Source organism: Clostridium sp. OM05-5BH (assembly GCF_003481505.1).
Taxonomy (GTDB): domain Bacteria; phylum Bacillota; class Clostridia; order Lachnospirales; family Lachnospiraceae; genus Otoolea; species Otoolea fessa.
Genome location: NZ_QULJ01000016.1, coordinates 1 through 13,613, shown reverse-complemented (window position 1 = coordinate 13,613; position 13,613 = coordinate 1). Strand labels below are relative to the sequence as shown.

General features: G+C 43.7%; 18 protein-coding genes and 1 pseudogene. 18 read left to right on the top strand and 1 reads right to left on the bottom strand.

What is annotated here, in order from left to right; all coding sequences use genetic code 11:
- The first annotated feature begins 53 nt into the window (after positions 1-53).
- From DXB70_RS13430 to DXB70_RS13390, 10 genes are all read left to right on the top strand, one after another.
- The gene (locus tag DXB70_RS13430) at positions 54-452 is read left to right on the top strand and encodes a DUF6145 family protein (RefSeq protein WP_022359305.1); all 399 of its coding nucleotides are present in this window, start codon (positions 54-56) and stop codon (positions 450-452) included.
- 7 nt (positions 453-459) lie between these two features.
- Positions 460-1,413 carry a tRNA dihydrouridine synthase DusB gene (gene dusB / locus DXB70_RS13425; protein ID WP_118673464.1) on the top strand — a complete coding sequence of 318 codons (954 nt, stop codon included), beginning with the start codon at positions 460-462 and terminating at the stop codon, positions 1,411-1,413.
- Between the two features lie 219 nt (positions 1,414-1,632).
- Positions 1,633-2,115, top strand: a complete 483-nt coding sequence (gene greA / locus DXB70_RS13420; protein WP_107001044.1) for a transcription elongation factor GreA — start codon at positions 1,633-1,635, stop codon at positions 2,113-2,115.
- Positions 2,116-2,139: 24 nt separating this feature from the next.
- Positions 2,140-4,086 carry a lysine--tRNA ligase gene (lysS, locus tag DXB70_RS13415; protein ID WP_118673468.1) on the top strand — a complete coding sequence of 649 codons (1,947 nt, stop codon included), beginning with the start codon at positions 2,140-2,142 and terminating at the stop codon, positions 4,084-4,086.
- A 238-nt stretch (positions 4,087-4,324) separates the two neighbouring features.
- The gene (locus DXB70_RS13410; protein WP_002596299.1) at positions 4,325-4,798 is read left to right on the top strand and encodes a DUF6075 family protein; all 474 of its coding nucleotides are present in this window, start codon (positions 4,325-4,327) and stop codon (positions 4,796-4,798) included.
- Positions 4,798-4,974 carry a hypothetical protein gene (locus DXB70_RS14205; protein WP_002596300.1) on the top strand — a complete coding sequence of 59 codons (177 nt, stop codon included), beginning with the start codon at positions 4,798-4,800 and terminating at the stop codon, positions 4,972-4,974. Before DXB70_RS13410 ends, DXB70_RS14205 begins: the two co-directional genes overlap by 1 nt.
- A gap of 23 nt (positions 4,975-4,997) precedes the next feature.
- The gene (locus DXB70_RS13405) at positions 4,998-5,780 is read left to right on the top strand and encodes an AAA family ATPase (RefSeq protein ID WP_002596301.1); all 783 of its coding nucleotides are present in this window, start codon (positions 4,998-5,000) and stop codon (positions 5,778-5,780) included.
- Positions 5,773-6,654, top strand: coding sequence for a ParB/RepB/Spo0J family partition protein (locus DXB70_RS13400; RefSeq protein ID WP_002596302.1), 882 nt, complete (start codon positions 5,773-5,775; stop codon positions 6,652-6,654). The genes DXB70_RS13405 and DXB70_RS13400 overlap by 8 nt, the downstream gene beginning before the upstream one ends.
- A gap of 15 nt (positions 6,655-6,669) precedes the next feature.
- Positions 6,670-7,734 (top strand): DUF6017 domain-containing protein, encoded by a 1,065-nt coding sequence (locus DXB70_RS13395; RefSeq protein ID WP_014081158.1) that lies wholly within the window; start codon positions 6,670-6,672, stop codon positions 7,732-7,734.
- Positions 7,715-8,047 carry a DUF6050 family protein gene (locus DXB70_RS13390; RefSeq protein ID WP_038259775.1) on the top strand — a complete coding sequence of 111 codons (333 nt, stop codon included), beginning with the start codon at positions 7,715-7,717 and terminating at the stop codon, positions 8,045-8,047. Before DXB70_RS13395 ends, DXB70_RS13390 begins: the two co-directional genes overlap by 20 nt.
- A gap of 46 nt (positions 8,048-8,093) precedes the next feature.
- Here DXB70_RS13390 and DXB70_RS13385 read toward each other — a convergent pair whose 3' ends face one another.
- Positions 8,094-8,300: a helix-turn-helix transcriptional regulator gene (locus tag DXB70_RS13385; protein ID WP_002596305.1), complete on the bottom strand. Its 207-nt coding sequence runs from the start codon at positions 8,298-8,300 to the stop codon at positions 8,094-8,096.
- 99 nt (positions 8,301-8,399) lie between these two features.
- On the opposite strand from DXB70_RS13385, the gene DXB70_RS14200 reads away from it, so the two are divergent.
- The 8 genes and pseudogenes from DXB70_RS14200 to DXB70_RS13350 all read left to right on the top strand — a co-directional run.
- On the top strand, positions 8,400-8,561 hold the full coding sequence (locus tag DXB70_RS14200; RefSeq protein WP_002596306.1) for a hypothetical protein: 162 nt from the start codon (positions 8,400-8,402) through the stop codon (positions 8,559-8,561).
- A gap of 38 nt (positions 8,562-8,599) precedes the next feature.
- Entirely contained in the window at positions 8,600-8,968 is a 369-nt protein-coding gene (locus DXB70_RS13380; protein ID WP_014081156.1) for a hypothetical protein, read from the top strand.
- Between the two features lie 92 nt (positions 8,969-9,060).
- Positions 9,061-9,717: a hypothetical protein gene (locus DXB70_RS13375; protein WP_002596308.1), complete on the top strand. Its 657-nt coding sequence runs from the start codon at positions 9,061-9,063 to the stop codon at positions 9,715-9,717.
- A 78-nt stretch (positions 9,718-9,795) separates the two neighbouring features.
- The gene (locus tag DXB70_RS13370; RefSeq protein WP_002596309.1) at positions 9,796-10,344 is read left to right on the top strand and encodes a hypothetical protein; all 549 of its coding nucleotides are present in this window, start codon (positions 9,796-9,798) and stop codon (positions 10,342-10,344) included.
- Positions 10,345-10,458: 114 nt separating this feature from the next.
- The gene (locus DXB70_RS13365) at positions 10,459-10,884 is read left to right on the top strand and encodes a hypothetical protein (protein ID WP_002596310.1); all 426 of its coding nucleotides are present in this window, start codon (positions 10,459-10,461) and stop codon (positions 10,882-10,884) included.
- A 119-nt stretch (positions 10,885-11,003) separates the two neighbouring features.
- Positions 11,004-11,480, top strand: coding sequence for a PcfB family protein (locus tag DXB70_RS13360; protein ID WP_002596311.1), 477 nt, complete (start codon positions 11,004-11,006; stop codon positions 11,478-11,480).
- A complete protein-coding gene (locus DXB70_RS13355; protein ID WP_118492350.1) occupies positions 11,477-13,330 on the top strand; it encodes a VirD4-like conjugal transfer protein, CD1115 family in 1,854 nt (617 codons plus the stop codon). Before DXB70_RS13360 ends, DXB70_RS13355 begins: the two co-directional genes overlap by 4 nt.
- Before the next feature lie 107 nt (positions 13,331-13,437).
- A pseudogene (locus DXB70_RS13350) lies at positions 13,438-13,590 on the top strand (Maff2 family protein); the annotation flags it as partial.
- Between the last annotated feature and the right edge of the window lie 23 nt (positions 13,591-13,613).

The window sequence follows — 13,613 nt, the reverse complement described above, 5'->3', positions numbered from 1 at the left end:
CGTCAGCCCTGTTTGTGGGCAATGGAAAATGAAACAGATGGAGGTGCAAGAAAATGGCAGAAATGCAGAATCCCAATACAGATGGGGACTCCACCGTACTCTGCGGTGCGAATTCGTATGTGGAAAAATATTATCTGAATGAGCAGTTTTCGGGGCTGCCGGAGTCAATTAAGCAGGAATTGCAGATCATGTGTGTTATGTACACAGAGGACATCGGCGGTATTATTTTGCTGGAGTTTATGCCGGATGGCAGACTGCAGTTTAAGGTTGAGGCGGAGGAGAATGATTACCTCTTTGACGAGATCGGAAGCGCGCTTAAAATCAAGCAGTATCAGGCGGAGAAGCGTGAGCTGCTGGAATCGCTGGAGCTGTATTATAAGGTGAAGGTGCTGGGAATCCCGGCGGACGAACTGTTAGACGACGAGCAGATGGAACGGTATCAGGAAGATTAGAAATAAAATGAAGATTGGAAACGTAGAATTAAAAAATGCAATCGCCCTTGCGCCGATGGCAGGTGTGACGGATCTGCCGTTCCGTTTGCTCTGTAAGGAGCAGGGATGTGGTTTGATGTACACGGAGATGGTCAGCGCGAAGGCGCTTCTTTATAAGAACCGCAATACAAAGCCGTTATTAGAGACGCGGCCGGAAGAAGAGTCGGTTGCGGTGCAGCTGTTTGGCTCAGATCCGGAGATCATGAGCGAGATGGCGCTGCAGCTGGAGGAAGGACCGTATGCCATCATCGACGTCAACATGGGTTGTCCGGTGCCAAAGATTGTCAATAACGGCGAAGGTTCGGCACTGATGAAGGATCCGAAGCTGGCAGAGCAGATTTTGACGGCGATGGTAAAGAAACTTCATAAACCGGTTACGGTCAAATTCCGCAAGGGATTTAATGATTCGAATATCAATGCGGTTGAGTTTGCGAAGATGGCAGAGAGCTGCGGCGTGGCGGCGGTAGCCGTGCATGGACGGACGAGAGAGCAGTATTATTCCGGAAAGGCGGACTGGGACATTATCCGTCAGGTCAAAGAGGCGGTTTCAATCCCGGTCTGGGGAAACGGTGATGTATTTACACCGGAAGATGCCAAGAGAATGAAGGAAGAAACCGGCTGCGACGGCATCATGGTGGCGCGCGGCGCGAAAGGAAATCCATGGCTGTTTAAACGGATTCTCCACTATCTGAAAACCGGAGAACTTCTGCCGCCGCCGACTGCGGAGGAAGTAAAGAGGATGATTGTCCGCCATGGGACGCTTCAGACGGAATTTCGCGGCGAGGAGATCGCAATGCGGGAGATGCGTAAGCACGTGGCATGGTATACGGCAGGATTTCCACATTCGTCGGCGCTTCGCAATGATATAAATCAGGTGGAGACGCTGGAGGAGCTGGAACGGCTGGTGGATGAGAGAATTTAAGAGAAGGATGAATGTGTGGAATCAAAACGATGGTTGTGTTACATGGGTGGACGAAATCGGAAGGCACAGAAAAAGCACGAAAATGTAGGATTTTCCCTTGTTTTTAAAGCCATTATGGCACTTTGTGATTCTTGACATTACACCAAGAATCATGTATAATAGTGCGATGCAATTATTAGGGGATTCAATGATGAATCGATAGAAGGAAGGATAGCTGTCATGGCAGAAAAGAAGAACATTTTAACTTACACAGGACTGAAAAAGTATGAAGATGAACTTCATGATCTGAAAGTAAATAAACGCCAGGAGATTGCACAGAAGATCAAAGAGGCGAGAGAGCAGGGCGACCTGTCTGAGAACGCTGAGTATGATGCAGCAAAAGATGAACAGAGAGACATCGAGGCAAGAATCGTAGACCTTGAGAAACTGTTGAAAAACGCAGAGGTTGTTGTTGAGGATGAGATCGATCTGGATAAGATCAGCATCGGATGCCAGGTAAAGGTACTGGATGTCGAAGAGGATGAAGAGATGGAATTTAAGATCGTAGGTTCCACCGAGGCAAACAGCTTAGATGGTAAGATCTCCAACGAGTCTCCGGTTGGTCGTGCCCTGCTTGGCAAGAAAGCTGGCGAGACCGTAGACGTAGAGACACAGGCGGGCGTTATCCAGTACAAGATCCTGGACATCCAGCGAGTATCATAAAGAGACGAAGGAGTGAAAGAGAAAGTGGCAGAGCAGAATCAGCAGAATAAGAACGAGGAGAAGGACTTAAATCAGTTATTAAAGGTGCGCCGCGAGAAACTGAAAGACCTTCAGGACAACGGAAAGGATCCGTTCCAGATTACAAAATTTGATGTAACTGCACACAGCAGCGAGATCAAGGATAACTTTGAGCAGATGGATGGCAAAGAGGTTACGATCGCAGGACGTATGATGTCCAAACGTGTGATGGGTAAGGCATCTTTCTGCAATGTGCAGGATTTAAAGGGCAATATCCAGTCTTATGTTGCCAGAGACAGCGTAGGCGAAGAGGCTTATAAAGATTTCAAGAAGATGGATATCGGTGATATTGTCGGAATCAAAGGTACCGTATTCCGCACCAAGATGGGAGAGATCTCCGTTCACGCAGAGTCCATCGTACTGCTGTCCAAGAGTCTGCAGATTCTGCCGGAGAAATTTCACGGACTGACCAACACGGATATCCGTTATCGTCAGAGATATGTGGATCTCATCATGAATCCGGAAGTAAAAGACACCTTTGTAAAACGTTCTCAGATCCTCAAGGAGATCCGCAATTTCCTGGATGGACGCGGATTTATGGAAGTGGAGACTCCGATGCTGGTAGCTAATGCCGGCGGTGCGGCTGCACGTCCGTTTGAGACCCATTATAATGCTCTGGATGAAGATGTAAAACTGCGTATTTCTCTGGAACTCTACTTAAAGAGACTGATCGTAGGCGGCTTAGAGCGTGTTTACGAGATTGGCCGTGTATTCCGTAACGAGGGTGTTGATACCCGTCACAACCCGGAATTTACCCTGATGGAGCTGTATCAGGCATACACCGACTACGAGGGCATGATGGAACTGACCGAGAGTATGTTCCGCTACCTGGCTGAGAAAGTCTGCGGAAGTTCTGTCATCAGCTATAACGGCACTGTGATTGATATGTCCAAGCCGTTCGAGCGCATCACCATGATCGATGCAGTTAAGAAATACTCCGGCGTTGATTTCAACACTGTTAAAACTGACGAGGAAGCAAAGGCAATCGCAAGAGAGCACAATGTTGTATTTGAGGAGCGCCATAAGAAGGGTGATATCATCAACCTGTTCTTCGAGGAGTTCTGCGAGGAGAAGATGATTCAGCCGACCTTCGTTATGGATCACCCGGTTGAGGTATCTCCGCTGACCAAGAGAAAACCGTCCAATCCGGAGCTGGTTGAGCGCTTCGAGATGTATATCTACGGCCGCGAGATGTGTAACGCATACTCTGAGTTAAATGATCCGATCGATCAGAGAGAACGTTTCAAAGCACAGGAAGAGGCGTTTGCTGCTGGCGATGAGGAAGCAAATCATACGGATGAAGACTTCCTGAATGCACTGGAGATCGGTATGCCGCCGACAGGTGGTATCGGATACGGTATCGACCGTCTGGTTATGCTGCTGACCGATTCCCAGGCAATCCGTGACGTACTGCTGTTCCCGACAATGAAGTCCTTAGACGCTAAGAAGGGCGAAGGGAAGGCTGAAAAGGCAGTAGAAAATGCTGCTGTGGCAGAGGAAAAGGTTGCAGAAAAGATTGATTTCTCCAACGTAAAAATCGAACCATTGTTTGAAGAAATGATTGATTTCGATACCTTTGCAAAGGCTGATTTCCGTGCAGTAAAGATTCTGGAATGTGAAGCAGTACCGAAGTCAAAGAAGCTTTTAAAGTTCACTCTGGATGACGGAACAGACCGGAAACGCACGATTTTAAGCGGTATTCACGAGTATTACGAGCCAGAAGATCTGATTGGCAAGACAGCGATTGCAATCGTAAATTTGCCTCCGAGAAAGATGATGGGCATTGATTCCGAGGGTATGCTGATTTCAGCAGTACACGAGGAAGATGGACATGAGGGATTAAATCTTCTCATGGTGAATGACCGGATTCCGGCAGGTGCGAAGTTGTACTAAGAATCAGAAAATCCATAGACTTTTATGAGTTTATCGAGTGTTTGACATCAAATTGACATCAAATTTGTGTCATTCGGTGGACTAATATGGACTGAAAAGGGATGTTTTAGAAATCAGAACCTTTCAAAACTTAATAGTTGAATGCTATTAAAAGGACATTTTCCAATAAAACGGAGAGTGTCCTTTTTCTGTTGTTATGGTCAAAACAAAATCAAAATAACACAAGGAGGGTTCTATTATGACAAGTACAGCGTTAGGAGCAGAAACCAAAAAGGAAGAAAAGATTATTTTTATCAGCGATGCACATGAGAAATTCTACTACGAGAAGTTAAAGGAAGTCCGGTATCAGGATGTTTACCACAAGGCACTCTGCTATTGTCTTGGGATCAGCGATGATACCAGAAGAAATGTTTACAGAATTTATGATTTCAAAACAGGATGCGTAATAACAGAGTGTTTACACGAAGGCTGGCAGACCAGTGGAAGTGTGAGAGTGATCAGAATGGCATTCAATCTGTATTGCAATGGAACACCAAGTGTTTCCGATTATGAAGATGCAGAAGAACAGGTGGACGAGTGCAGGCAGTACACGGTGGAGGAAATATTCTGCTGTGCTTATGCACCATATTTCTGGCAGGCAATTCAGATTCGGTATCCGGAATATGCCACATACAACCATAAGCTGTATGCCTTATTGGGAGGAACAGACTAATGTTAAAAGTCAGATTGATGGGAACAAAGAATGATATTAAGTGGTTCGGAAAGATTTTGCAGAGGAATCCGAAAGTGGAAGTAACGGAGTTTTCCGAGATGTATCCGAATAAGGGAACGAAGAAATTTTACAGGGCGTATGTAGAAGTAAAGAAAAGAAACGTAGCAGAAAAATAGCAGAAAACAAAGGAGAATCTATCATGTGTAAAATAATCGCAATCGCAAACCAAAAAGGTGGTGTGGGCAAGACCACCACAACCAGTAATTTAGGCATAGGATTGGCAAAACAGGGCAAGAAAGTCCTGCTGATTGATGCCGATGCACAGGGCAGTCTGACAGACAGTCTTGGCTTCACAGAGCCGGACAAGCTAGAGGAAACACTTGCAACAGCACTTGGCAATATCATCAATGATGAAGATATGGAAGCGGATTATGGTATCCTGAAACACAAAGAGGGAATTGACCTGATGCCGGGAAACATTGAGCTTTCCGGTCTGGAAGTATCACTTGTAAATGTGATGAGCAGAGAGCTTGTGATGCGTTCCTACATAGAGCTGGTAAAGGATAATTATGATTATATTCTGATTGACTGTATGCCCTCTCTCGGCATGATTACTATAAACGCTTTTGCCTGTGCGGACAGTATTCTGATTCCAGTGCAGGCGGCATATCTTCCGGCAAAAGGGTTGCAGCAGCTTATTAAGACCATAGGAAAGGTCAGGAGACAGATTAACCCGAAGCTGATGATTGAGGGGATTCTGCTGACAATGGTGGATGCTCGAACCAATTATGCAAAGGACATTACTGCATTACTGGTGGAGAATTACGGTAGCAAGGTGCGGATATTTGAAAACAGTATTCCCATTTCCGTCCGTGCGGCAGAGATTTCCGCAGAGGGTGTCAGTATCTACGAACATGATCCGAAAGGCAAAGTAGCCGCTGCTTATCAGTCTTTGACGGAGGAGGTGCTTGGGAATGAGTAAAGCAGGAAGTGCCGCAAAGGTAAAATTAAGCAGTTATGATGATTTATTTGGAAATGCAGAAGAAAAGACAGGGAGCGAAGAGCAGATTATCAGAGCCAAGCTCACGGATTTGCATGAGTTTAGAAATCATCCGTTCCGTGTACTGGACGATGAAAAAATGGAAGAAACAACGGAAAGCATCAGTAAGTATGGGGTGCTCGTACCGGGAATTGCAAGACCGAGGGCAGAGGGTGGCTATGAAATCATAGCCGGACACCGCAGAAAACGAGGTTCAGAACGGGCAGGAAAAGAGGATATGCCTGTGATAGTCCGCAATTATACAGACGATGAAGCTACGATTATCATGGTGGATTCCAACATTCAGCGTGAGGACATTCTGCCAAGTGAGAAGGCGAAAGCTTATGCCATGAAATACGAGGCTATGAAGCATCAGGGCAGAAAAGGAAACGGAAATACGCTTGACGAGGTAGGAGAAGCTGCCGGAGAAAGCGGAAAGACGGTGCAACGGTATATCTGGCTTGCAAGGCTGTCCGATGAGCTGCTAGAGTTGGTTGACAGAAAGAAAATCGGTCTGGTACAGGGTGTTGACATTTCCTTTCTGTCGGAAGATGCACAACAGTGGGTGCTGGTAATCCTTGAGGAAAGCGGAGCAAATATTTCCACAGTACAGTCTGCCAAGCTGAAGGAATATGGGAAAAGCGGCGAACTGACGCTGCCGATGGTGCGTCTGATACTGACCGAGGAAAAGCCGAAAGAGAGGAAAGTTACAATCAAGTCTGAAAAAATCAGCCAGTTTTTTTCAGAGGAATACTCCAGCGAAGAGATTGAGGGGATTATCCTGCAATTATTGGAGGAATGGCAGAAGAAACAGTAAAGGGGGTGCGGTAAAATGGGTAAACAGATACAGTTTGATTATTACTATGGGATTGAAGCAGAACAGTTTTCCTTTTATCGTGTTCCTCGGTTGCTGATTAAAGACGAGCGTTTCAAGGGGCTTAGCAGCGATGCCAAGCTCCTGTACGGTCTGATGCTTGACCGTATGTCACTGTCTATGAAAAATGGCTGGTTGGATGAAGAAAACAGAGCCTATATCATTTATACTCTTGATAATGTCATGGAGGATTTGGGATGTGCAAAAGCAACCTGTGTTAAGATTATGAAAGAGTTGGACAGTGATAATGGGATAGGATTGATCGAAAAGAAACGCAGGGGACTTGGAAAACCGGATATTATTTATGTAAAGAATTTTGCCACAATAGGAGAAGCAGAAGAAGAAACGCCTGCAAATGCTGATGTTTCCACAGAAGTTCAGGATTTGAACCTCAAGAGTTCTAAAAGTTATACTTCCAGAAGTTCAGAAACTGAACTTCAAGAGGTTCAAAAAGCAGACTTCCAGAAGTCTAAAAATTTTACTTCAAGAAGTACAATATCTGAACTTGCGGAAGTTCAAAAAGCAGACCCTAATTATACTAACTATAATCATACTAACCAGAGTAATATTGATAGGAATTATATCAATCCTATCAATCAATCCGGCAGTGAGTTGGAAGGGGAGATTGATGTGATGGAAGATGTCAATGCTTACATGGAAATCATCAAAGAGAATATTGAGTACGAACATCACATGAAATATGGCAGATGGCAGGACAAAGGGCTGTATGAGGAATTGTATGAGGTAATCTGCGAGATTGTATGTGTGAAGCATAAGACTGTTAAAATCGGTGGAAATGATTATCCATATGAGCTTGTAAAATCAAAGTTCCTCAAACTGAATAGCTCCCATTTGGAATATGTGATAGGATGTATGCAGGAAACAACTACGAAAATTGCAAATATCAAGGCATATATGGTAACAGCTCTTTATAATGCACCCTCAACGATGAATCATTATTATCAGCAGGAGGTACAGCATGATATGTACGGAGGTGGCTGGAATGAAAAGAATATTGGTTAAAATTGTGCTTCCGGTATCGTTGCTGGCAGTTTGGATGATAACCTGTTATCCGATTTGCAGAAAAGCAGAAGGATTTGATTTTTTCCTGTATTGGGTACTGGTCGGCTGTCCTTATGGGATCAGAAAAATGTGTATGATTCTCATACCAAAAAATTTCGGAATTGCAGGAAGTATAGGAATACTGGCACTGAACTGTATTGTAGGTGGTCTGATTGGCGGTGTGGTTGTAATTCTGAGAATGGTTATGGTGCTGATGGAGATAATAAAGATAATCAGTGATACTTCTGGACACGATGTCCAAAGGTGCAGATGAAAAGCGAAAATGAAAAAGGCATTGTTCATCAATCAGAACAACACCTTTAATTATCATCCGGGACGTATTCCATAATCTCTTCAATCCGGCAGTTAAGTATCTGGCAAAGCCTGTTTAAAATAAGCGTTTTTACAACAAGGTTCTGCCGAAGCCGCTGAAGCTGTGCTTTATCAATGCCATAATCTTTGATAAGCTGGTACTGGCTGATTCCTTTTTCCTTTAGCGTACGCCAAAGCGGATCGTATTTAATCATACTGAAAGCTCCTTTCCACACTTGTATTCTAAGTGCATGAAACATATAATAATATGGTGCGTGTACGCACCATAAAACATACAAGGAGAGTAAAAAGTTATGGAACATAATGAGTTTAAGGATCAGCTATACGAAGTATTAGATGAAAATGATGTGGCTTTAGGGATTGAGGATATAGATACCTCTGATGCCGCAAATATTTTTACAATAAAAACAAGGGACGGAAGTGTTTTTGAAATAGAAACACGGAAGATTGAATAAGAGGCAGCACGATGCCTCGAAACAGGAGGTTTGCAACTGTGGAGAAAAGTTACATTACAGACATAGAACGGGAACGGTGCAAAAAGGTTGCCGCAGCCTATGCAGAACTGTATGAGCTGGAAAGCATTTTGGTATTGGATGTAGGACGGTACGGTTTTGTGAAGCTGCAATATTACACACCGGAGTATGGATTTAATGATGTTATAACCTATACAGACAGTGAGAGTATGTTTGAGGACTTATGGCAGGAATGGCTTGATACCCGGCTCTATCTCTTCGCAAAGGGAACGCCGATGCTGGAAATGGGATATGAGGAAATCTTCAAATGTCTGCCGGAGGAAAAACAGAAAGAGCTTTTAGAGCAAAAAGCAGTATTTGCAAAAATGGCAGAAATAGAACTGAAATAAAACAGCGTCAGGGCAGTTATGAATTGAAAGATTTGTAGCTGCCCTTTTTTTATTGCTTTTGGACACGATGTCCAGAAGCGGAAAGGAGCAAAATGGAATCATTACGAGATGTAAAAAGAGTTATGGAACGGGAGATAGAGAAAGGGAGCTGCCCATTACAGTTTGAATATCTGGAATTTGGAGAAAAACCGTTTCAGTTCATAGAATCAGAGGAAAAGCTGAATGAGGTGCTTTCGTATTTGTTGCGGTTGGGGGAATATAGAGGATATACGGAGCATCTTGTAGGAAATAACGTGTATATGGATTTGGATATGTTGTGCCGGAAAATTCAGTTTAAGCGTACCCATTCCCCTGTGGAGCGTAGTGAAATCCAGTGGAAAATACAACGCTATAAAAATAAACTGAAACCGGACTATGCAGGTAAGGTTTGTTTAGAAATAGTGCAGTGCGTTTTCAGTCTGCCGGAAGGAGCAGCGGAGAAGTACCAGATTGTATATGATGGACAGAAAACCTATGCTTTTGCCATGTCAAATAAGTATATTCTGGGACTTTTTACTCATTGTGAAGCCGCAAGAAAATCTGCTGTGGAGGACGGTGTGGAGTTTGTACATCTGCCGGAGAATGAACAGAAAATCGTCAGTCTTGAAAATGTGAGGAATGTGTTGTTTCAGGCATTGCTGCTTGATAATGTTACGGTGGAGAATGGTCTGTTCCATGCACAGATGTGTACGGTTATGCTGTTGAAATAAATGTACCGGAAATATTTGATACAGGCATAAATTTTGTTATAATGGCTTTGAACAGAATTTGTCCGAAAGAGGGATTGTATGAAACCAAATCATCATTCACTGGCATATAAACAGCAGAAACAGCCGAATAAGACCTATAAGGATTTAAAACAGAAGCAGAAGATGAAAATAGCAGACTGGATGTTTCGGGAAACCTGCATTTTCTATAAGGAAAATGGAGAGATACCAAATGAGGAGGTAGCAAAGCAGATTATTGACCGGATTTATGAAAAACTGAAATCTCTTGCAATCTGGGTTCCGTATGAAGAGGTTTACCGAGCATATCTTTTAAAATTGCCACGATATGAGCTTCGTATTGCGGAAAATGGGATACCGGAAGAAAAGCCGCCGAAGGAGAAAAAGGAGGATGTGCCGAAAAAGAAAAAGGGAAGCAGTAATAAGCGGTGTCCGGTATGCGGCAGGAGAATGAAACAGCAGTTTATTGGTTTGCAGCATTGCAAATGTGGAATGAGCTGGAAAAAGGACATCGGCTTTTTTGAGCGAACCGGAGATATGGTGTTTGCCTTGGAGCGGAGAAAAATAGGAAATAAACAAAAACAGTGCCCTGTCATTCGATATAAGGAATAGGGCATGGAAAAACAGAAAACAGCGTCAGGGCAGTTATGAGTCGAAAGATTTGTAGCTGCCCTTTTTTATTGCTTTTGGACACGATGTCCAGAAGCCGGATGGAGGTCAGATGAAATGAAAAAGAGAGAATTTCAGAAAAAAGCAGCCGCAGCGTTATTGGGAAAACTGGCAGATGTTGTGATGGAACTGGAAGAAAATCCAAACATCACAATAACGTCGGAGTATCATAGTAGCTATTTTAAATTGAGAAAGAATTACAATCTGATTCAGATTTCGGTCAAGCAGACAGGAGAGCTGACGTATCAGTTGACGGATATGCTGGGAAACACAGGCAGAAGTCAGATTTATGTACAATATCATGCTGGAGATGATCCGGAACATTTGATAAAGAAGTTTGTTGAGGATTTTGGGCGGCTTTATAAGGATTTTCTTTTAGCGGGAACGCTGCATGATTTTGTTCGTATCCAGTTATCTGTGGATGCAGATACAGAGGAAGCATTAAGGGAGTACGAGGACTGTATCAGAGCAGGCTGCCTGTAAATCAGAATTTTTGGACACGATGTCCAGAAGCGGAAAGGAGAGAACATGAAATATTTACTACATCGGCTGCTTGTTCCGCCCTGAAGGAACAGCAGTAAAAAGGAAAGAAGGAGGTACAGATGCAGGAAGAAGTAACGCAGAAAACAATCGCCCTTGTGATTAAGGCTGCAAAGCTGGATGCCAATATCCTGAAATCTGCCATGAGAATGTATCTGAATCATTGCAGAAAACAGGCACAGAAAACGCATGGGAAAGTGTCGGTTAAGGAACTGGTGGGCGAGGGTGCAGGTGCTTCATCCATTGAAATCACAGATGGCAATATCAAATCCTTTGAGCGGGTAGCTCGTAAATACAATGTTGATTTTGCTGTGAAAAAGGATAAGACCACCGAGCCACCGAAGTATCTGGTATTTTTCAAGGGCAGGGATGCCGATGCTGTGGCACAGGCATTTAAGGAATTTGTTTATGGAAATGAGAAAAAGAACAGTAGGACTTCTGTAAGGCAGAAATTAAAGCATTTCCGGGATGTGGTATCAAAGGATCAGAACAAAGAACGGAGCCGGGAAAAGAATAAGGACAGGGGGCAGAGCCTATGACTAATATCATAGCAGGCATTACCAAAGATTTAAATGCTGTCCCCAAAAAGCTGAAGGAAAAAGCAAAAAGTGCAGATGTTAAAAAGCTGATACTGCTGAATCTTCCCTATGTGCTTGCCGGGTACTTCTGTAATAAGGCAGCATTTTTATGGAGAGTGGCAGAGGGCAGTAATGCGTCTGACAAGATGATGGTAGTAATGAGCCAAATGGACAGGATGTTTTCCAATCCGTTCCCCAGTTTTTTTCTGAGTGATTTGCTGATTGGAATCGCCGGAGGCGTTGCCTTAAAATTCATTGTTTATTATAAGGCGAAGAATGCCAAGAAATTCCGGCAGGGTGTGGAATACGGTTCTGCACGGTGGGGGAATGCCAAAGATATAGAGCCATATATGGATTCTGTATTTGAAAATAATATTCTTCTGACCGCTACGGAGCGTCTGATGATGTCCGGCAGACCGAAAGAACCGAAGTATGCAAGAAATAAAAATATTCTTGTGATTGGCGGTTCCGGCTCCGGTAAAACAAGATTTTTCGTGAAGCCGAACCTGATGCAGATGCACTCGTCCTATTGCGTCACTGACCCGAAAGGCACAATCTTAGTGGAATGTGGGAAGATGCTGAAGCGGGGCAAGTATAAGATTAAAGTCCTCAACACCATAAACTTTGCAAAATCCATGCATTATAATCCATTTGCTTATCTGCGGAGCGAAAAGGACATTTTGAAACTCGTCAACACAATCATAGTCAACACAAAAGGAGAGGGGCAGCAATCCGGTGAGGACTTTTGGGTCAAAGCAGAAAAACTCTATTATACAGCATTGATTGCATACATCTGGTACGAAGCACCGGAGGAAGAACAGAATTTCGCCATGCTGATTGATATGATTGATGCAAGTGAAGCAAGAGAGGACGATGAAAACTTCAAAAATGCTGTTGATCTGCTCTTTGAGGAGCTGGAGGAAAAAGACCCGAACCATTTTGCTGTAAGGCAGTATAAGAAATATAAGCTTGCGGCAGGAAAAACAGCGAAGTCGATTCTGATTAGCTGCGGTGCGAGGTTAGCACCATTTGATATAAAAGAGCTGCGTGACCTGATGGAATATGATGAACTGGAGCTTGACACGCTGGGAGAGGAAAAAACAGCGTTGTTCGTTATTATTTCTGATACAGATGCTACGTTTAACTTTGTGGTGTCTATCATGTATTCCCAGCTCTTTAATTTGCTTTGCGACAAGGCAGACGATGTTTATAACGGAAGGCTCCCGGTTCATGTGCGTATGCTCCTTGATGAGTTTGCGAACATCGGGCAGATTCCACAGTTTGAGAAGCTGATTGCTACGATCCGAAGCAGGGAAATATCAGCTTCTATTATTTTGCAGTCAAAATCACAGCTCAAAGCGATTTACAGGGACAATGCCGATACCATAGAGGGCAACTGCGACACTACGCTGTTTCTCGGAGGAAAGGAAAAGACCACCCTAAAGGAATTAGCAGAGGTATTGGGGAAAGAAACCATTGACCTGTACAACACCTCGGATACGAGGGGGACGAGCCAGTCCTACGGTCTGAATTACCAAAAGACCGGAAAGGAACTGATGAGCCAAGATGAGATTGCTGTCATGGATGGCGGGAAATGTATTATGCAGCTTAGAGGTGTCAGACCATTTTTCTCGGATAAATTCGATATAACGAAGCACAAGCGGTACAAAGAGCTGTCCGATTATGACAAGAAAAATGCCTTTGATATGGAACAGTATGTGAAACATCTGCACCACTTGAAGGTCACAGAAAAGACAAAGGTAGATGAAGCCTTTGAATGCGGGGAGATTTCCCCGGATACAACTGAATAGGAACATTTGGACACGATGTCCAGAGGTACAGGAGTTTTGCGGATAGAAAGCAATGCTCCTTATTTTTTGCAAAAAATAAATTTTCGGAAAGAACGAGGTAACTGAATATGGCATTTTTTACATCAGCAGTAACAGGATTAAAGACCGTTGTAACCGCAATCGGAGCAGGCGTGGCAGTATGGGGCGTTATCAATCTTCTTGAGGGATACGGAAATGATAACCCAGGGGCAAAATCACAAGGGGTCAAGCAGTTTATGGCTAATTAAAGGGAACAAAAAGAAAG

What these genes read in the sequence shown, in the direction of transcription:
- DXB70_RS13430 (WP_022359305.1), top strand. Translation starts at nt 54, where the DNA reads ATGGCAGAAATGCAGAATCCCAATACAGATGGGGACTCCACCGTACTC.
- dusB (WP_118673464.1), top strand. Translation starts at nt 460, where the DNA reads ATGAAGATTGGAAACGTAGAATTAAAAAATGCAATCGCCCTTGCGCCG.
- greA (WP_107001044.1), top strand. Translation starts at nt 1,633, where the DNA reads ATGGCAGAAAAGAAGAACATTTTAACTTACACAGGACTGAAAAAGTAT.
- DXB70_RS13410 (WP_002596299.1), top strand. Translation starts at nt 4,325, where the DNA reads ATGACAAGTACAGCGTTAGGAGCAGAAACCAAAAAGGAAGAAAAGATT.
- DXB70_RS14205 (WP_002596300.1), top strand. Translation starts at nt 4,798, where the DNA reads ATGTTAAAAGTCAGATTGATGGGAACAAAGAATGATATTAAGTGGTTC.
- DXB70_RS13405 (WP_002596301.1), top strand. Translation starts at nt 4,998, where the DNA reads ATGTGTAAAATAATCGCAATCGCAAACCAAAAAGGTGGTGTGGGCAAG.
- DXB70_RS13400 (WP_002596302.1), top strand. Translation starts at nt 5,773, where the DNA reads ATGAGTAAAGCAGGAAGTGCCGCAAAGGTAAAATTAAGCAGTTATGAT.
- DXB70_RS13395 (WP_014081158.1), top strand. Translation starts at nt 6,670, where the DNA reads ATGGGTAAACAGATACAGTTTGATTATTACTATGGGATTGAAGCAGAA.
- DXB70_RS13390 (WP_038259775.1), top strand. Translation starts at nt 7,715, where the DNA reads ATGAAAAGAATATTGGTTAAAATTGTGCTTCCGGTATCGTTGCTGGCA.
- DXB70_RS13385 (WP_002596305.1), bottom strand. Translation starts at nt 8,300, where the DNA reads ATGATTAAATACGATCCGCTTTGGCGTACGCTAAAGGAAAAAGGAATC.
- DXB70_RS14200 (WP_002596306.1), top strand. Translation starts at nt 8,400, where the DNA reads ATGGAACATAATGAGTTTAAGGATCAGCTATACGAAGTATTAGATGAA.
- DXB70_RS13375 (WP_002596308.1), top strand. Translation starts at nt 9,061, where the DNA reads ATGGAATCATTACGAGATGTAAAAAGAGTTATGGAACGGGAGATAGAG.
- DXB70_RS13370 (WP_002596309.1), top strand. Translation starts at nt 9,796, where the DNA reads ATGAAACCAAATCATCATTCACTGGCATATAAACAGCAGAAACAGCCG.
- DXB70_RS13365 (WP_002596310.1), top strand. Translation starts at nt 10,459, where the DNA reads ATGAAAAAGAGAGAATTTCAGAAAAAAGCAGCCGCAGCGTTATTGGGA.
- DXB70_RS13360 (WP_002596311.1), top strand. Translation starts at nt 11,004, where the DNA reads ATGCAGGAAGAAGTAACGCAGAAAACAATCGCCCTTGTGATTAAGGCT.
- DXB70_RS13355 (WP_118492350.1), top strand. Translation starts at nt 11,477, where the DNA reads ATGACTAATATCATAGCAGGCATTACCAAAGATTTAAATGCTGTCCCC.